General features: G+C 60.5%; 16 protein-coding genes and 1 riboswitch. Of the genes, 11 read left to right on the top strand and 5 right to left on the bottom strand.

The genetic code is table 11. The features are described 5' to 3' along the window. Positions 1-18 precede the first annotated feature (18 nt). From D3Z90_RS24420 to D3Z90_RS24410, 3 genes are read right to left on the bottom strand one after another with little or no spacing between them, the layout of a single operon-like run. Positions 19-828 (bottom strand): aldo/keto reductase, encoded by an 810-nt coding sequence (locus D3Z90_RS24420; RefSeq protein ID WP_136478442.1) that lies wholly within the window; start codon positions 826-828, stop codon positions 19-21. Next, positions 825-2,000, bottom strand: a complete 1,176-nt coding sequence (locus D3Z90_RS24415; protein WP_136478441.1) for an FAD-binding oxidoreductase — start codon at positions 1,998-2,000, stop codon at positions 825-827. Before D3Z90_RS24415 ends, D3Z90_RS24420 begins: the two co-directional genes overlap by 4 nt. 53 nt (positions 2,001-2,053) lie before the next feature. Beyond that, positions 2,054-2,386, bottom strand: a complete 333-nt coding sequence (locus D3Z90_RS24410) for a multidrug efflux SMR transporter (protein ID WP_136478440.1) — start codon at positions 2,384-2,386, stop codon at positions 2,054-2,056. Positions 2,387-2,472: 86 nt separating this feature from the next. Between D3Z90_RS24410 and D3Z90_RS24405 the strand changes: the two genes are divergently transcribed. Both D3Z90_RS24405 and waaA read left to right on the top strand, forming a co-directional pair. Beyond that, positions 2,473-3,363, top strand: coding sequence for a LysR family transcriptional regulator (locus D3Z90_RS24405; protein ID WP_136478439.1), 891 nt, complete (start codon positions 2,473-2,475; stop codon positions 3,361-3,363). A gap of 14 nt (positions 3,364-3,377) precedes the next feature. Beyond that, positions 3,378-4,646 carry a lipid IV(A) 3-deoxy-D-manno-octulosonic acid transferase gene (gene waaA, locus D3Z90_RS24400; RefSeq protein ID WP_136478438.1) on the top strand — a complete coding sequence of 423 codons (1,269 nt, stop codon included), beginning with the start codon at positions 3,378-3,380 and terminating at the stop codon, positions 4,644-4,646. Between the two features lie 72 nt (positions 4,647-4,718). On the opposite strand, the gene D3Z90_RS24395 is transcribed toward waaA, so the two are convergent. Beyond that, positions 4,719-6,152: a TolC family outer membrane protein gene (locus D3Z90_RS24395; protein ID WP_136478437.1), complete on the bottom strand. Its 1,434-nt coding sequence runs from the start codon at positions 6,150-6,152 to the stop codon at positions 4,719-4,721. 142 nt (positions 6,153-6,294) lie between these two features. Continuing rightward, positions 6,295-6,399, top strand: a riboswitch (TPP riboswitch). Positions 6,400-6,561: 162 nt separating this feature from the next. Here D3Z90_RS24395 and thiC point away from each other — a divergent pair. Beyond that, positions 6,562-8,451: a phosphomethylpyrimidine synthase ThiC gene (gene thiC, locus D3Z90_RS24390; RefSeq protein WP_136478436.1), complete on the top strand. Its 1,890-nt coding sequence runs from the start codon at positions 6,562-6,564 to the stop codon at positions 8,449-8,451. 80 nt (positions 8,452-8,531) lie between these two features. Next, positions 8,532-9,824 carry a putative hydroxymethylpyrimidine transporter CytX gene (cytX, locus tag D3Z90_RS24385; RefSeq protein WP_136478435.1) on the top strand — a complete coding sequence of 431 codons (1,293 nt, stop codon included), beginning with the start codon at positions 8,532-8,534 and terminating at the stop codon, positions 9,822-9,824. On the opposite strand, the gene D3Z90_RS24380 is transcribed toward cytX, so the two are convergent. Further along, positions 9,793-10,539 (bottom strand): RsiV family protein, encoded by a 747-nt coding sequence (locus tag D3Z90_RS24380; protein WP_136478434.1) that lies wholly within the window; start codon positions 10,537-10,539, stop codon positions 9,793-9,795. The two genes, cytX and D3Z90_RS24380, sit on opposite strands and share 32 nt — an antisense overlap. 185 nt (positions 10,540-10,724) lie before the next feature. Between D3Z90_RS24380 and D3Z90_RS24375 the strand changes: the two genes are divergently transcribed. The 7 genes from D3Z90_RS24375 (at position 10,725) to D3Z90_RS24345 (ending at position 16,833) form a co-directional block, all read left to right on the top strand. Next, positions 10,725-11,342 carry an NUDIX domain-containing protein gene (locus D3Z90_RS24375; RefSeq protein WP_136478433.1) on the top strand — a complete coding sequence of 206 codons (618 nt, stop codon included), beginning with the start codon at positions 10,725-10,727 and terminating at the stop codon, positions 11,340-11,342. After that, a complete protein-coding gene (locus tag D3Z90_RS24370; protein WP_136478432.1) occupies positions 11,333-11,785 on the top strand; it encodes a DUF1249 domain-containing protein in 453 nt (150 codons plus the stop codon). The genes D3Z90_RS24375 and D3Z90_RS24370 overlap by 10 nt, the downstream gene beginning before the upstream one ends. An 84-nt stretch (positions 11,786-11,869) precedes the next feature. After that, the gene (gene cpdA / locus D3Z90_RS24365; protein ID WP_256658284.1) at positions 11,870-12,682 is read left to right on the top strand and encodes a 3',5'-cyclic-AMP phosphodiesterase; all 813 of its coding nucleotides are present in this window, start codon (positions 11,870-11,872) and stop codon (positions 12,680-12,682) included. A gap of 103 nt (positions 12,683-12,785) precedes the next feature. Next, positions 12,786-13,394, top strand: a complete 609-nt coding sequence (locus tag D3Z90_RS24360; protein ID WP_136479040.1) for a YqiA/YcfP family alpha/beta fold hydrolase — start codon at positions 12,786-12,788, stop codon at positions 13,392-13,394. 36 nt (positions 13,395-13,430) lie between these two features. Continuing rightward, positions 13,431-15,335, top strand: a complete 1,905-nt coding sequence (gene parE / locus D3Z90_RS24355) for a DNA topoisomerase IV subunit B (RefSeq protein WP_136478431.1) — start codon at positions 13,431-13,433, stop codon at positions 15,333-15,335. Next, on the top strand, positions 15,332-16,318 hold the full coding sequence (locus tag D3Z90_RS24350; RefSeq protein ID WP_136478430.1) for an esterase-like activity of phytase family protein: 987 nt from the start codon (positions 15,332-15,334) through the stop codon (positions 16,316-16,318). Before parE ends, D3Z90_RS24350 begins: the two co-directional genes overlap by 4 nt. Continuing rightward, positions 16,315-16,833, top strand: a complete 519-nt coding sequence (locus D3Z90_RS24345) for a TIGR02281 family clan AA aspartic protease (protein WP_136478429.1) — start codon at positions 16,315-16,317, stop codon at positions 16,831-16,833. Before D3Z90_RS24350 ends, D3Z90_RS24345 begins: the two co-directional genes overlap by 4 nt. The last annotated feature ends 7 nt before the right edge of the window (positions 16,834-16,840 follow it).

Raw genomic sequence — 16,840 nt, 5'->3', positions numbered from 1 at the left:
GCGACGGCGGCGTTGGCGTCAGCGATTCAATACAGCAGCAACAGTCGCTACGTTATGGGCCAGGTGCACAGGGTTGATAGTGCCGACGATAGCACTGCTGACACCAGGGTGGCCAAATAGCAGTTCGAAGCTGGCGCGCACCGGGTCCACCCCGGGGCTCAGGCATACATGGCCACTGGCGAGGGCTTTTTTTACCAGGATGGCTTTGCCATGCGCAGCGGCATAGTCGAGCACCGGGCGTTCTGCCTGTTCGTTCAGATTGTAGGTGACCATGGCGCAGTCGCCGCGTTCAAGTGCCTTCAGGCCGCCCTCCACCGTCTTGCCGGAAAGACCATAGCCGCCAATCTTGCCTTCCTGCTTCAGCGCTTCGAGGGTCTGGTACACCTCTTCGTGCTCAAGGATATGCAGGTCATTGCCATCGGAGTGGACCAGCACCAGGTCGATGTGGTCGGTTTCCAGGCGCTGGAGGCTGCGTTCAATGGAGAAGCGTGTGTGGCTGGCGCTGAAGTCGAAACGTGACTGACCCTCGTCGAATTCTTCACCGACCTTGCTGACGATTACCCACTGTTCGCGCTGGCCGCGCAACAGCGGGCCAAGACGCTCTTCGCTGCGGCCATAGGCAGGGGCCGTGTCGATCAGGTTGATGCCCAACTCGCGGGCCTGGGCCAACAGCAGGCGCGCCTGGTCGTCGTCCGGAATGGTAAAGCCGTTAGGGTACTTGACGCCTTGATCGCGCCCCAGCTTGACCGTACCCAGGCCCAGCGGTGATACGCGCAAGCCGGTACTGCCCAAGGGGCGGTGCAGATCGTGAAGAGTCGGCAGGCTCATGGCAGCAGTTGCTCCCAGATTGGCACCGCCAGCGGTGGTTTAGGTAGGTCCAGCGCAGCGGGCTGAGCGCACGGCTTGATGCCGTCGCGCTCGAGGCTGGTCAGCACTCGGTCGGCGAAATCCGGTGCCAGTGCCAGTTTGGTCGGCCAACCAACCAGCAGGCGGTCCTGCTCGGCGAGGAAGGCGTTGTCCGGGCGTACCAGACCAGATTGGGCAGGCTCGGCGCGGTCGATGCGCACGGTAGCCCAGCGCACCTGGCTCAAGTCGACCCAGGGCAGGAGGCTGGCGACTTCTTTTTTTGCGGCCGCAATCTGCGCCTCTGGCTCGCGGGCCACGCCATCTGCTTCGGCCAGGTCGCCACCCAGGTACCAGACCCACTGACCATCGGCTGCGGGATGGCTGGTAACCGTGATGCGTGGCTTGGGGCCACCGCCCAGGCAATGGGCATACAAGGGCTTGAGGCTGGCACCCTTGGCCATGACCATGTGCAGTGGGCGGCGTTGCATGGCGGGTTGGGTCAGGCCGATGCTTTCGAGCAGACCGGCATTGCCGGCGCCAGCGCTGAGCACGATGCGCTGGGCGCGGATCTCGCGGCCATCGACACGCAAGCCAAGCAGAACACCATTTTCCTGCAGCGGCTCGATCTGCTGCCCGGCAAGCAGGCTGTCTCCGGCAAGCTCGGCGAGTCGGCTGAGCAGGCTCGGCACATCAACCACGAGTTCTGCCAAGCGATAGACCTTGCCCTTGAATGCGCGGTCCTGCAGGGCCGCTGGCAATTGCTCGCCCTTGACCTGGTCGACCCGTCCGCGCACTGCCTTGCTGGCGAAGAAGCTGGTCAGGTTGCCGGCAAGGGTGCCGGGTGACCATAGGTAATGGGCGTCGGACAGCAGGCGCACGCCGCTGAGGTCCAGTTCACCGTTGCCTGCCAGGGCTTCGCTCCAGCGTCGCGGCATGTCGGCAATGGCTTCGGAGGCGCCGGTCAACGCACCATGCAGGGCATACTTGGCGCCGCCATGAATGATCCCTTGGGATTTGAGGGTCTGCTCGCCACCGAGGCTGGCACGTTCCACCACAACCGTCGAATAGCCCAGGCGACGCAGGCGAGCATTGAGCCAGAGGCCTGCGACCCCTGCGCCGACGATCAAGACGTCGGTGGAAATAACGGATGGCATGCATGCACCTCACAAGCTTGGACAGAAGCCCAGTATACAGCCTGTGAGGAGAATCAATGCCCGGCGGTTTTCGAGAACACCTGGATCACCACCACGCCGCCCACGATCATGGCCATGCCGAGCATCGCTGGGATGTCGAGTTTCTGACCATAGATCACCAGCGCGGCGATGCTGATCAACACAATGCCCAGTCCCGACCAGATGGCATAGGCGATGCCCACCGGAATGCTGCGTACTACCAAGGTCAACATCCAGAACGCCACGGCGTAGCCACAGACCATCAGCAGTAAGGGCAGGGGAGTGCTCAGCCCTTTTACGGCCTTCATCGAGGCGGTGGCGATGACTTCGGCGCAGATGGCGATAGCCAGGTAGGTGTAGGCATTCATGTGATGTTCCTCTGATCTGGCTGAGCATTCTAGAGCAAGCCTGAATGGGGTAAAGTCATTACCTATCTTTATTGGAGATAGGTTGCATGGCGCAGCAGTGGAATCTGGAGCAGCTTCGATTGTTTGTCGCGGTGGCCGAGCAACGATCGTTTTCAGCGGTAGCGCGCGTGCAGCGCAAGGCACAGTCGGCAGTAAGTAATGCCATCGCCCTGCTCGAGGCAGACTTGGGTGTGACCCTGTTTGAACGTAGCAGCGGTCGTCAGCCTCGGTTGACCGAAGCCGGAGCCGCCTTGGTGGAGGATGCTCGCGAGTTATTGCGCCAGTGTGAGCGCCTGGACGGCCGTGCATTGGCGTTGCTGCGCGGCCAGGAAGCGCAGTTGCGCGTGGCCCAGGACGAAGCGATGCCCTATCAGCCGGTGATCGATAGTCTCGACGAGTTGGCCCAGCAGTTCCCCATGCTGGAGGTGCAGTTGGCCAGCGGTGCGCAAGGGGATGTGGCGCGCAAGTTGGTCGAGCGTCGTGCCGATCTGGGCCTGCTCTTTCATCACGAACGCATGCCGCAGGCACTGGAGCGTCGAGCCTTGGGGCGGGTGGAAATGGTGACGGTCTGCGCGGTCAATCATCCGCTGGCACGGTTGGGCAGGGTCAATCGGCAGCAATTGGCGCGGCATCGACAATTGCTGATCGCCCCACAGGAAAGTGGTTATCCGGGCGGTGAACCGATCAGTCCGCAGATCTGGCGCGCCGACAGTTTTTACGCCATGGCCGAACTGCTGATGCGTGGCTTGGGTTGGGCCTGGCTGCCTCGGCACGTAGTGCAGTATCCGACCTATCACGCGCAAATGGTGGAGTTGTCCTGCGAATGGACACCGCCTGCGCTGGTGGTGGAGTTGGTCTGGCGTCGCGATGAGCCCTTGGGCCCTGCGGCGCAGTGGTTGGCTGAACGCTTCGCCGTGCACTTACGAGCCATTGGCTAGTACACTTCGGCGCCATGAATAGAACACTTTATACCCTGCTGTTTCACCTGGGCCTGCCGCTGGTTGCGCTGCGCCTGTACCTGCGTTCGCGTAAAGCGCCGGCCTACGCCAAGCGTATTGGCGAACGCTTCGCCATCAACCTGCCGGCCATGCGCAAAGGCGGCATTTGGGTGCATGCGGTGTCAGTGGGCGAGAGCATCGCTGCGGCGCCGATGATTCGCGCGCTGTTGCAGGCTTATCCACAGCTGCCGATTACCATCACCTGCATGACTCCGACAGGTTCGGAGCGGGTCCAGGCGATGTTCGCCAATGAGCCACGCATCCAGCATTGCTACTTGCCCTATGACCTGCCCTGGGCGGCGGGGCGTTTTCTCGATCATGTCCAGCCCAAGCTTGCGGTGATCATGGAAACCGAGCTCTGGCCCAACCATATTCACCAGTGTGCCAAGCGTGCTATTCCGGTGGCGCTGGCCAATGCGCGGTTGTCTGAGCGCTCGGCGCGAGGTTATGCCCGTTTTGCCAAGCTGACCCGGCCGATGCTGGCCGAGATGAGTCTGATTGCGGTGCAGACCGAAACCGAAGCGCAGCGCTTTCGCCAGTTGGGGGCCAGGCCTGAATCTGTTCAGGTGACCGGCTCGATCAAGTTTGACCTGAGGATCGACGAGCAATTGCTGCCGCGTGCCAGGTTGCTGCGCGAGCAATGGCAGGCGACTCAACGTCCGCTGTGGATCGCTGCCAGTACCCATGAGGGCGAAGATGAGGTGATTCTGGCTGCCCATCGCCAGTTGCTCGAGCATCACGCCGATGCTTTGTTGATTCTCGTGCCGCGGCATCCTGAACGCTTCAACAGTGTCTTCGAGTTGTGTGCTGCGCAGTTTCCGACGATTCGACGCTCAAGTGGCGACCCGGTGGGTGTCGATACGGCTGTGATGCTCGGTGACACCATGGGCGAGTTGCTGTTTCTCTATGCCTTGGCGGACATCGCGTTTGTCGGTGGCAGCCTGGTGCCAAACGGTGGACACAACCTGTTGGAACCCGCGGCGCTGTCGTTGCCAGTGATCAGTGGCCCGCACCTGTTCAACTTTCTCGAGATTGCAACCATGCTGCGTGACGCTGGGGCGCTGCAGGAAGTGGACGACGCCCAGGGCCTGGCGGCTGCGATTCGACGTCTTATCGAGTTACCGCAGGATGCGCGGCGCATGGGTGAAGCGGGGCGGGCGGTGATGAAGGCCAATCAGGGGGCCTTGCAGCGATTGCTCGAGGGGTTGGGACGATTGCTCTGACGCCGTCGCGGGGCAGGTCCGCTCCCACGGCGGTTGGCGCCTGTGGGAGCGGGCTTGCCCTGCGATGCTTGTTCAAGGCCGGGCGTTGAAGTTGGCCTGTGCAGCAGCAGCCAGGTCTGGTGGCAGGAAGTCCTTGTCCGGGTTGTAGTCCGGTTTCAGGTAGCGGCTCAGATCCGTCAGGTCTTGTGGGCTCAAGGTTCCGGCAGCCTGCTTGAGGCGCAGATTGTCGAGGATGTAATCGTAGCGGGTGTTGTTGTAGTCGCGCACCGAGGTGTACAGCTGGCGCTGGGCATCGAGCACATCGACGATGTTGCGTGTACCGACCTGATAACCGATCTCGGTCGCTTCTAGGGCGCTCTGGTTGGAGATGATCGATTGCTTGCGCGCCTGAACCTGCTCGACGTCGGTGTTCACTGCGCGGTGCAGGTTGCGGGTGTTCTCCACCACCTGGCGACGCAGGCTTTCACGCTGTTGCTCGCTCTGGTTCAGGCGCTGATAGGCCTCGCGCACCTGTGAGCTGGTCAGGCCGCCGCTGTAGATCGGGATATTCAACTGCAGGCCGATAGTGGTCTGTTCCACATCACCCCGGTAATTCTGCCTGGTAAGGTTCGGGTTGGTGAAACCGAGGTTGTCGTTGTCACCTTTCTGGTACTGGGCAACGGCATCGACGGTTGGCGCGTGGCCGGCCTTGCGCTGGCGCAGGGTTTCTTCGGCGGCGCTGACGGCGTAGTTGTTCGCCAACAGGTTGAGGTTCTGTTTGCCGGCAGTCTCGACCCAAGCCTTGGCGTCATTTGGCACCGGGACCTGTACTGGCAGCGTGTGGCGGATGCCTTGAATAGAGGTGTAGTCGCGATTGGTCAGGGTAATCAACGCCTCAAACGCATCGTCAACCTGGCGCTGTGCCACGATCCGGTTGGCGCGGGCGGTGTCATAGCTGGCCTGGGACTGAAGCACGTCGGTCTTGTCCGAGAGGCCCACATCGAAGCGCTCGTTGGACTGGTCCAGCTGGCGTTTGAAGGCAGCTTCTTCAGCCTTGGTCGACGCCAGGTTGTCCTGGGCACGCAGAACCGAGAAATAATTATCGGCAGTTTGCAGGATCAGGTTCTGTTCAGTGGCTGAAAGCTCCAGCGCTGATTGCTCATTGATCGCTTCTGCAGCTTGCAACTGGAACCAGCGATCGGCGCGGAAAATCGGCTGGGCCAGGGTCGCGGACCAGGAGTTGCCACTGCGACTCGAGGTAATCGACGGATCATCGATCTTGGTGCGGGTGTTCAACATTTCGGCACCGGCCGAAAGGTTTGGCAGCAGGCCGGCCCGGGCCTGAGGTACCACTTCCTTTTGCGCACCATAGTTGGCGCGGGCCGCAGCCAGATCGGCGTTGTTATCCACAGCTTCCTGGTAGACGCTGACCAGATCGGTTTTCGCTGACAGGGGCGGGTCTGCTGCCCAGGCCATTCCGTTGGTAGCACAAGACACGGCAAGGGCCAGTGAAAGTTTGCGCAGCATAGGGCGATCCTTGAACAATTGAGTGTTTCTGAACCGGTGAGTGTAGATGCGCAGGCACTTTGCAACAATCCGCCAATTGCGCCATTTATCGTCAGTGCGCTTGTACAGTTGGCTTTGCAGGCAAGAGCAGACTAGACTGGGGCCGTTCTTGTCGGGGTGCCTTGCGTTGAGGCTGAGATCGGATAATCCGGATCCCGTTGAACCTGATCAGGTTAGCGCCTGCGTAGGGAACAAGATTTCTCGCTTTCCCGGCGAGTCTCTTGTGTCAGGTCCGGGAATGTCGAGCCAGCCGAGTAAGTAGCTGCAGACATCTTCGTACATGGCACAGCACCGGTCCAAGGTGCGTCCGTGCTTTTTCAGGTTCTTCTCCCGACATTCCACCGCTAGGAAGCTGTCTGGAGAGCCTGTGATGAGCAAACAAGAAAAAAACATTATCAATCTGAGTGAATCGGCCCAGGTCGATCAGCAGTCCGTACAGCCATTCACCCGTTCGCGCAAAATCTATGTCGAAGGCTCACGCCCAGACATCCAGGTGCCTATGCGTGAAATCAGCCTGGACGACACGCCAACTGACTTCGGCGGTGAAGCCAACGCTCCGGTGCTGGTCTACGACACTTCCGGTCCCTACACCGACCCCAATGTCATTATCGATGTGCGCAAAGGCCTGGGCGACGTGCGTTCGGCCTGGATCGACGCCCGTGGTGACACTGAGCGCCTGCAAGGGCTGTCATCCAACTTTGGCCAGCAGCGCCTGGCCGATGCCGAGCTGACCAAGCTGCGCTTTGCCCATGTACGCAATCCGCGTCGGGCCAAGGCCGGCGCCAACGTCAGCCAGATGCACTATGCCCGCCAGGGCATCATTACCGCCGAGATGGAATACGTCGCCATCCGCGAGAACATGAAGCTGCAGGAAGCTCGCGCTGCCGGCCTGCTCGAGCAGCAGCACCCAGGCCATAGCTTCGGTGCCAGTATCCCCAAGGAAATCACCGCCGAATTTGTCCGTGAAGAGATCGCGCGTGGCCGCGCGATCATTCCGGCCAACATCAACCACGTTGAGCTGGAACCGATGATCATCGGCCGCAACTTCCTGGTGAAGATCAACGGCAACATCGGCAACAGCGCCCTGGGTTCTTCCATCGAAGAAGAAGTGGCCAAGTTGACCTGGGGTATTCGCTGGGGCTCGGACACGGTCATGGACTTGTCCACCGGCAAGCACATTCATGAAACGCGCGAATGGATCATCCGCAACTCGCCTGTGCCAATCGGTACCGTGCCGATCTACCAAGCGCTGGAGAAGGTCAATGGCGTGGCCGAAGACCTGACCTGGGAATTGTTCCGCGATACCTTGATCGAGCAGGCCGAGCAGGGCGTCGACTACTTCACCATTCACGCCGGTGTGCTGCTGCGCTATGTGCCGCTGACCGCCAAACGCGTAACCGGCATCGTCAGTCGTGGCGGCTCGATCATGGCCAAGTGGTGCCTGGCGCATCACCAGGAGAACTTCCTCTATACCCATTTCGACGAAATCTGCGAAATCATGAAGGCCTACGACGTCAGCTTCTCGCTGGGTGATGGCCTGCGTCCGGGTTCGATTGCCGATGCCAACGACGAGGCGCAGTTCGGCGAGCTGGAGACACTTGGCGAGTTGACCAAGATTGCTTGGAAGCATGATGTGCAGTGCATGATCGAAGGCCCGGGGCATGTCCCCATGCAGTTGATCAAGGAGAACATGGACAAGCAGCTCGAATGCTGCGACGAAGCACCGTTCTACACCCTCGGCCCGCTGACCACCGACATCGCCCCGGGTTACGACCACATCACCTCCGGTATCGGCGCGGCGATGATTGGTTGGTTCGGGTGCGCCATGCTCTGCTACGTGACGCCAAAGGAACACCTGGGCCTGCCGAACAAGGATGACGTCAAGACCGGGATCATCACCTACAAGATCGCCGCCCACGCCGCTGACCTTGCCAAGGGGCACCCAGGCGCGCAGATCCGTGACAATGCCTTGTCCAAGGCGCGCTTCGAGTTCCGCTGGGAAGACCAGTTCAACCTCGGCCTGGACCCGGACACTGCCCGTTCTTTCCATGACGAGACCCTGCCCAAGGACTCGGCTAAGGTCGCGCACTTCTGCTCCATGTGCGGACCGAAGTTCTGCTCGATGAAAATCACTCAGGAAGTACGTGAGTACGCGGCCAACCAACGCATTGATGCGGTAGATGTCGCGGTCGAGGACGGCATGCGCGAGCAGGCCGAGCGATTCCGCCAGGAAGGCAGCCAGCTGTACAAAAAGGTCTAACCGCATCGCGGGGCAAGTCGATCTGGCTTGCCCCGCGATAGGGCCCTAAGAACAAAAAACCTCCCTGTCGAGATTCCCTTGTGAGCACACCGAGTCAGTTTTCTCCCGATTATCCGGTTACCGACCAGCAGCGCGTTTTGAGCGGTCGTGACCTCTGTTCCCTATGGTTCTCCCTGGGTATAGGCCTGATGGTCTTGCAAACCGGCGCCTTGCTCGGCCCTGGCCTGGGTTTGGCCAACGCCGTGCTGGCGATCATCCTTGGCACGTGCGTAGGTGTTCTGCTGCTGGCGGCGGTTGCCGTCATCGGCAGTGATACCGGGCTTTCCTCCATGGCTGCCCTGCGCCGCAGCCTTGGCCGCGACGGTGCACGGCTGCCCGCATTGCTGAACCTGATGCAACTGATTGGTTGGGGTTCATTCGAAATTATCGTCATGCGCGATGCCGCCAGCCTGTTGGGCGCTCGCGCCTTCGGCGAGGGCAGCGCCCTGACCAACCCAATGCTATGGACCTTGTGCTTTGGCGCCTTGGCCACCGCCCTGGCCGTCAGCGGGCCTTTGACCTTCGTGCGCAAAATTCTGCGCAAGTGGGGCATCTGGCTGTTGCTGGGTGCTTGCCTGTGGCTGACCTGGAATCTATTTGCCAAGGCCGATCTCGCTGCCCTGTGGGCGCGTGCTGGCGACGGTTCGATGTCGCTGGCAGTGGGTATCGACATCGCGATCGCGATGCCGTTGTCGTGGTTGCCATTGATTGCCGACTACTCACGCTTCGCCCGTCAAGGCAGCCGGGTTTTCCTCGGTACTGCGCTGGGTTACCTGCTGGGCAACGTCTGGATGATGAGCCTGGGTGTGGCGTATACCTTGGCGTTCGCGCCCGCCGGTGAGGTCAACACCTTGCTGTTGGCACTGGCGGGCGCAGGCATTGGTATTCCGTTGCTGCTGATTCTGCTCGATGAGTCGGAAAAAGCCTTTGCCGATATTCACTCGGCGGCAGTCTCCACTGGCTTGCTGGTACGCTTGAAAGTCGAGCACCTGGCGTTGGTCATTGGTGTGCTGTGTACCTTGATCGCCTGTTTTGCACCGCTGGCCCAGTACCAGAACTTCCTGCTGCTGATCGGTTCGGTGTTCGCCCCGCTGTTCGGCGTGGTGCTGGTTGATCACTTTGTGGTGCGCCGCCGGCGGAGCGACAATGCTCCGATCCAGAGCCTGCATTGGCGTGCGCTGGTGGCCTGGGCGTGCGGCGTAGCGACGTATCACGCACTGGCCCACTATGCGGCCGATGTGGGCTCAACCCTGCCTGCGTTGCTGCTGGCAGGGTTCGTCTACTGGGCGGCAGCGCCGTCCGTCAGCCGCGACCGGGAAACAACTCCGGCTTGATCACACCGTTCAGGCGCGGGTAGGGGATTTTAAGTTCGATGTGGCCCATGGAGTACGGGGCAATGGCATACACTTCGTACTTGAGCACTACCGCGCCATAGGTAAGGGCGATGTGTGGCGTCTGCTGGAATGGCCAGGTTTTGACGAACTCGGCGTCCTTGTCCATGCCGGTGCTGATCAGCCAGGCTTTGTGAGCTTCCTGGGCGGTTTTCCAGAATGTTTCTTCCTGGCCCGGTACCAGCATATCCTGCAGCGTCAGCACTTTGTCCTGCTGGCGTGAATAGTTGATAAAGCCGCGGCCAGGCATGCCGTGTGCGCCGCCGGTGTCCAGATAGCTGGACAGCTCGATGATCACCAGGCCGTCATGCTGCTCGCGTACCTTGGCTTGCAGGTAGCTGCTGTTGCGTGTGTCGGCAGTGGCCATGAACTGATCTTCATAGGCCTTGAGCGAAGCGGGCAGGGCACTGTTGTCATTATCCTGGGTCATCTGTAGCAGGCGCTTCTCGACAATTGCATCCAGTTTCGGATTGGCCGGGAAGTGAATGGTGTCGATATTGACCAGTGGACAGTCAGCAGTGTTGCAACCGGGCTTGATGTGCTCCCAACGGTCGCGCTTGACCTCCAGTGGCGTGCGCATGTTCGGCTGGAACAGGCTTTGACAAGCGCCCAGGGCCAAGGCCAGCACGGCCACGGTAGTCAGTTTCACAAGCGTCATGATGATCCTTGTAAGGCAAAGGTGATCGGGCTTGGACCGTCGGCAGGGCCTTCAGTTCGCCACTAAGCTGAATATCAGCAGACTGCCTATCCTCGCAGTCCGGGCGGCAACTTGAAAGGGGTGAAACGCGGCGGTGCGCAGGTTAGGATGGCGCGAAGCGGTACACGAAGTATTAAAGGATTCCTATGTCAGACACATCGAACACTGTGCCCAGCGACGTCGAAATCGTCGAGCGGGTCAACTGCTTCAAGGGCTTCTACCAGCTCGACCGGGTACGCCTGCGCCATGAGCTGTTTGCCGGTGGCATGGGGCGCGAGATCAGTCGCGAACTGTTCGTGCGCCACGACGCAGTGTGTGTGCTGCCCTACGACGCCCAACGTGATGAGGTGGTGCTGATCGAGCAGTTTCGTGTCGGCGCCATGGGCAAGATCGCCAACCCCTGGTTGATCGAACTGGTCGCCGGTCTGATCGACAAAGATGAACAGCCGGAAGAAGTTGCACACCGCGAAGCGCAGGAGGAAGCTGGTCTTGTGTTCAAGGCGCTGTGGCCGATGACGCGGTATTTCCCGTCACCTGGCGGTAGCGATGAGTTGGTACATTTGTATCTCGGTCAGTGCAGTAGTCTTGGGGCCGGCGGCCTGCACGGGCTGGAGGAAGAAGGTGAAGATATTCGCGTCAAGGTCTGGGCGTTCGAAGACGCCATGCAGGCCGTGCGCGATGGGCTGATTGCCAACGCAGCGAGCATTATTGCCTTGCAATGGCTGGCCTTGAACCGGGATGAAGTCAGGGGGCTATGGTCGTGAATCTGTTGCGCGAACGCTACCGGGTCGATCTGGTCGGGTTGCAGGCTGCCTGCGAGGCCAACTATGCGCGTTTGATGCGCCTGTTGCCGGACATGCGCTGCACCATGAGTTCGCGTCGGATCGGCATGACCCAGGGTGACCAGATGCTTGGCGTGCTGGTGCTCGATGTGGTGCTTGCCTGTCCATACACCACCACCCTGCGCGTGCGCCAGGAACACAGTCTGCCGTGGCTGCCGGTGCCGCAGCTGGAAGTTCAGGTGTATCACGATGCCCGCATGGCCGAAGTGGTCAGCGCCGAGCATGCCCGGCGCTTTCGCAGTGTCTACCCGTATCCAAATGCTGCGATGCACCAGCCGGACGAGAAAGCTCAGCTCAACCTGTTCCTCGGCGAATGGCTCAGTCATTGCCTGGCCTGCGGTCATGAGTTGGCAGTTGTTCGCTGAAATGTGATGGCGGTCGTTTTCAAGTATTTGCGCAAGCGCAGCTAGCCGCCATAATCGCGCTGAATCCGTTCGAGGAGTCGGCCCTTGCCGCACCAATCTATTGCGCCTGTTGATGCGCCCGTGCACCTGGTGCAACTGACTGACAGCCACCTGTTTGCCGATGCGCAAGCAACGCTGCTGGGTATGAACACCCGCGAGAGCCTGCAGCGGGTGATCGACAAAGTGCGTGAAGAACAGCCGCGAATCGATGCGGTGCTGGCCACTGGCGACTTGTCCCAAGATGGGTCTGAAGCGTCTTACGCTTACTTTCGTGAATTGACTGCAAGCCTCAAGGCGCCAAGCCGATGGCTGGCTGGCAACCACGACGAACCTATGCCCATGGAGCAGGCTGCGCAAGGTACCGATGTGCTCGAGCCGATCATGGATATCGGCAATTGGCGCATTTTGATGCTCAATTCAGCGATATCAGGCGCGGTGCCGGGGATGCTCGATGCCAGCCAGCTGCAATTGCTCGAGCAATCATTGCAGGCCGCGCCGCAGCGGCATCACCTTATCTGCTTCCATCATCAGCCCGTGGCGATCGGCTGCGCCTGGATGGCGTCGATTGGTTTGCGCAATGCCGATGCCTTGTTTGCCTTGCTCAAGCGTTATCCACAGGCGCGGGGGCTGCTCTGGGGGCATATTCACCAGGAGTGGGACCAGGTGCGTGATGGCGTGCGCTTGCTGGCCTCGCCCTCTACCTGCATCCAGTTCGAGCCGGACAGTGAAGACTTCAAAGTCGGTGAACAGGCGCCGGGTTATCGCTGGCTACGTCTGCATGCCGACGGCCAGATCGAGACTGGGGTATCGCGCGTCACCGACTTCGCATTCACTATCGATCACGCCGATGGCTATTAAGTGTTGCTGAATGGGTGAAAACGCTCCATCTGCCGTCGAACAGGCTAAAATGCGCGCTTTCGCGCCTGGCGCTGCCAGGCAAATCAAGCGTATCGGGGGCGGCATGGCAGGTTCGATTCTCTATATTCACGGGTTCAACAGCGCGCCGTCGTCGAAGAAAGCCTGCCAATTGGTCGCGGTGATGGAGCAGATCGGTCTTGCTGAACAGCTGCGCGTGCCCGCACTGCATCATCACCCCCGCCAGGCCATGGCCCAGCTGGAAGCCGCACTGGCCGAGCTCGAATCGCCATTACTGGTCGGCAGCTCGCTCGGCGGCTACTATGCCACCCACTTGGCAGAGCGCTACGGGCTCAAGGCGCTGCTGGTCAACCCTGCGGTAAATCCGCACCAGATGTTCGATGGTTACCTGGGAACCCAGCAAAACCATTACACCGGGGAAACCTGGGAGTTGACCGAGGACCACGTGCAGGCCCTGGCCGAGCTTGAAGTGGCGCCGCCTGCAGATGCCGGGCGCTATCAGGTCTGGCTGCAAACCGCCGATGAGACCCTTGATTATCGGCGGGCCGAGCAGTTCTACCGGGCCTGTGCATTGCGCATCCAGGCCGGCGGCGATCACAGCTTCCAGGGCTTCGCTGAGCGTTTGCCCGCTTTATTGAGCTTCGCGGGTATTGCCCCGCAGCAGTATCAATCGCTCGATTTTTCTGTATTTTGATGACTTATTTTCACCCACGACTGACGACGAGAACCCATGGCCATTCCCAGCGCTAGCGCCTATAACGCAGACGCCATCGAAGTCCTCTCGGGCCTTGACCCGGTGCGCAAGCGCCCGGGCATGTACACCGACACCAGCCGACCGAACCACCTGGCCCAGGAAGTCATCGACAACAGCGTCGACGAAGCCCTGGCAGGGCACGCCAAGTCGGTACAGGTGATTCTGCACGCCGACCACTCGCTGGAAGTCTCCGATGACGGTCGCGGCATGCCGGTGGACATCCATCCTGAAGAGGGTGTGTCCGGGGTTGAACTGATCCTTACCAAGCTGCACGCCGGCGGCAAGTTTTCCAACAAGAACTATCAGTTCTCCGGTGGTCTGCACGGTGTTGGTATTTCTGTAGTCAACGCCTTGTCCAGCCAGGTGCGGGTCAAGGTCAAGCGTGATGGCAACGAGTACCAGATGACCTTCGCCGACGGCTACAAGTCCAGCGAGCTGGAGGTGGTCGGTACCGTTGGCAAGCGCAATACCGGAACCAGCGTGTACTTCGCGCCGGACCCGAAGTATTTCGATTCGCCGAAGTTCTCCATCAGCCGCCTCAAGCATGTGCTCAAGGCCAAAGCCGTTCTATGCCCGGGCCTGTTGGTCACGTTCGAGGACAAGGCCAGCGGCGAGAAAGTCGAGTGGCATTACGAAGACGGGCTGCGCTCCTACCTGGTCGACTCGGTCAGCGAGTTCCAGCGCCTGCCGGACGAACCCTTCTGCGGCAGCCTGGCCGGAAACAAGGAAGCTGTCGACTGGGCCTTGTTGTGGCTGCCAGAAGGCGGTGACAGTGTCCAGGAAAGCTACGTCAACCTGATTCCTACCGCCCAGGGCGGTACGCACGTCAACGGCTTGCGCCAAGGCCTGCTTGACGCCATGCGCGAGTTTTGCGAATTCCGCAATCTACTGCCGCGCGGTGTGAAACTGGCGCCTGAAGACGTCTGGGAGCGCATCACCTTCGTGCTCTCGATGAAAATGCAGGAGCCGCAGTTCTCCGGGCAGACCAAGGAACGCTTGTCGTCCCGAGAGGCAGCAGCATTCGTTTCCGGCGTGGTCAAGGATGCCTTCAGTCTCTGGCTCAATGCCCACCCAGAGCTGGGTATGCAATTGGCCGAGCTGGCTATCAGCAACGCAGGTCGTCGCCTCAAGGCCAGTAAAAAGGTCGAGCGCAAACGCGTTACCCAGGGGCCGGCACTACCGGGCAAGCTGGCTGACTGCGCTGGGCAAGACCCGATGCGTGCCGAGCTGTTCCTGGTCGAGGGTGACTCCGCGGGTGGATCGGCCAAGCAGGCGCGCGACAAGGAATTCCAGGCAATCCTGCCTTTGCGCGGCAAGATCCTCAACACCTGGGAAGTCGATGGTGGTGAAGTTCTGGCCAGCCAGGAAGTGCATAACATTGCCGTGGCCATCGGCGTAGACCCAGGTGCTGCCGACATGAGTCAGCTGCGCTACGGCAAAATCTGCATCCTCGCCGACGCCGACTCCGACGGTTTGCACATTGCGACCTTGCTCTGCGCATTGTTCGTCCAGCATTTCCGCCCGCTGGTCGAGGCCGGTCATGTCTACGTGGCCATGCCGCCGCTGTACCGCATCGACCTGGGCAAGGAAATCTACTACGCCCTGGACGAGGCAGAACGTGATGGCATTCTTGATCGCCTGGTTGCCGAGAAGAAGCGTGGCAAACCACAGGTCACGCGATTCAAAGGCCTGGGTGAAATGAACCCGCCCCAGCTGCGTGAAACCACCATGGACCCGAACACTCGCCGCCTGGTCCAACTGACTCTCGAGGATCTGGAAGGCACCCGGGAAATCATGGACATGCTCCTGGCCAAGAAGCGTGCCGGAGACCGCAAGAGCTGGCTGGAGTCCAAGGGTAACCTGGCTGAGGTACTGGCTTGATTCGTTACCTGCTGGCGATAGTGCTCGGCGTTTTTGCTCTTTCATCGCAGGCGGCGCCCTGGCCGGAGCTCAAGCTGTTGGCCGAGCATCCGGTCGAGGGCATGCGTGGTGGCAATCTGTCTGGTTTGGCCCTGTGCAAGGGTGAACTGTGGACGGTGTCGGACCGTGATGATGACCTTTTGTACCGCCTCGATACCAAGGCGCAGGTCTGGCAGGCCGAGGCGGTGCCTCTGGTAGCCCCAGCGGTCCCGGAAAGTGGCTTGCCCTGGGGGATTCGTTCGCGTACCTGGGTGGCCGGTCAAGTCCGTGGTGGCGACCTGGATTTCGAGGGCATTAGCTGTGACGCGGCAGGTAATCGTTACGTTGTCAGCGAGGCTCATGCTGCCGTGTTGCAGGTGCCGGTCGATGGTGAGCCCAACTGGTTGAAAATCGACCCGAGCATGGTGCGTCAGGCACGGGCCAGCGGCATGCTTCTGCATTTCAATGCGTTGTTCGAAGGCATTGCGGTAAGCCCGGCCGGCGACCGCATCTGGCTGGCGGCCGAGCGAGAACGCCGCGGTCTGTTGCTGATCAATCGTCAACAGAAGGTATGGAATTGCGGTAATGGTTGTGTGTTGCTCAGCGAGGCCGGTGTTGAGATGCAGCCGCCGCAGATGCCTGAGCCACGAGCATTGCCGCGCGACTTTGCCGATCTTGCGCTGTTCAACGACAAGCTGTTCACCTTGGAGCGTAACGCTCACCGTATCTGCCGTCGCGATGCAGCGACAGCCAAGGTCGAGCGTTGCTGGTCCTATGCCGAAGGCGCTCTGGCCGAACCGCGTCAGTATGCACAGCCATTTGGTTTGGCCGAAGCGCTGGTGATCGATGCCAAAGGTGCCTGGATCGGTTTGGACAACAACGGTGCGACCCGCAATGATGGTGAGTCGAGGCCGATCATTTGGCGCTTCGCCGCACCTGCGGGCGGCTGGAGTGCCAAGTCGTGAGCCAACCACCAGGCAAACGTGCTGGCAGAGTACTGCTGGTCCTGGCCTGGGCAGCCGGATTGTTCCTGGCTACGCGCTTTTTTGGGGATTGGGAGCAGCGTCAGGCCAATCCCAATGCGCAAGTCCGCTCCGAACATGGTGAGGGCTATATCGAAGTGCAACTGGCAGGCAATGGCCAGGGGCATTTTGTCGCCGATGGCCAGATCAATGGTCAAGCGGTACATTTTCTGCTCGATACCGGTGCAACCGATGTGGCCATTCCCGAGCGCTTGGCTGCCAAGCTTGCTCTGCAACGCGGCGCCCCGGTGATGCTGAGTACCGCCAATGGCCGTACCCAAGGCTATCGCACGCGCCTTGAGACACTGCAACTGGGCGACATTTTGTTGCGCGATGTGCGCGCCCTGGTGGTTCCAGGATTGGATGGCGACCAGGTTTTACTGGGCATGAGTGCCCTGAAACAACTCGAATTTACCCAGCGTAGTGGCACCTTGCTGCTGCGCCAGAACCTGAAATGATGAGGCC

Origin of the sequence: Pseudomonas sp. DG56-2, assembly GCF_004803755.1 — a bacterium.
Taxonomy (GTDB): Bacteria; Pseudomonadota; Gammaproteobacteria; order Pseudomonadales; family Pseudomonadaceae; genus Aquipseudomonas; species Aquipseudomonas auratipiscis.
The sequence above is the reverse complement of the archived record's forward strand: the minus strand, read 5'-3'. Positions and strand labels throughout refer to the sequence as shown.

Excerpts from the sequence above, each read along its gene's own strand:
- D3Z90_RS24420 (WP_136478442.1), bottom strand. The coding sequence starts at position 828 with ATGAGCCTGCCGACTCTTCACGATCTGCACCGCCCCTTGGGCAGTACC.
- waaA (WP_136478438.1), top strand. The coding sequence starts at position 3,378 with ATGAATAGAACACTTTATACCCTGCTGTTTCACCTGGGCCTGCCGCTG.
- D3Z90_RS24360 (WP_136479040.1), top strand. The coding sequence starts at position 12,786 with ATGGCAGGTTCGATTCTCTATATTCACGGGTTCAACAGCGCGCCGTCG.
- D3Z90_RS24395 (WP_136478437.1), bottom strand. The coding sequence starts at position 6,152 with ATGCTGCGCAAACTTTCACTGGCCCTTGCCGTGTCTTGTGCTACCAAC.
- D3Z90_RS24380 (WP_136478434.1), bottom strand. The coding sequence starts at position 10,539 with ATGACGCTTGTGAAACTGACTACCGTGGCCGTGCTGGCCTTGGCCCTG.
- D3Z90_RS24370 (WP_136478432.1), top strand. The coding sequence starts at position 11,333 with ATGGTCGTGAATCTGTTGCGCGAACGCTACCGGGTCGATCTGGTCGGG.
- D3Z90_RS24375 (WP_136478433.1), top strand. The coding sequence starts at position 10,725 with ATGTCAGACACATCGAACACTGTGCCCAGCGACGTCGAAATCGTCGAG.
- D3Z90_RS24415 (WP_136478441.1), bottom strand. The coding sequence starts at position 2,000 with ATGCCATCCGTTATTTCCACCGACGTCTTGATCGTCGGCGCAGGGGTC.
- thiC (WP_136478436.1), top strand. The coding sequence starts at position 6,562 with ATGAGCAAACAAGAAAAAAACATTATCAATCTGAGTGAATCGGCCCAG.
- D3Z90_RS24405 (WP_136478439.1), top strand. The coding sequence starts at position 2,473 with ATGGCGCAGCAGTGGAATCTGGAGCAGCTTCGATTGTTTGTCGCGGTG.
- parE (WP_136478431.1), top strand. The coding sequence starts at position 13,431 with ATGGCCATTCCCAGCGCTAGCGCCTATAACGCAGACGCCATCGAAGTC.
- D3Z90_RS24410 (WP_136478440.1), bottom strand. The coding sequence starts at position 2,386 with ATGAATGCCTACACCTACCTGGCTATCGCCATCTGCGCCGAAGTCATC.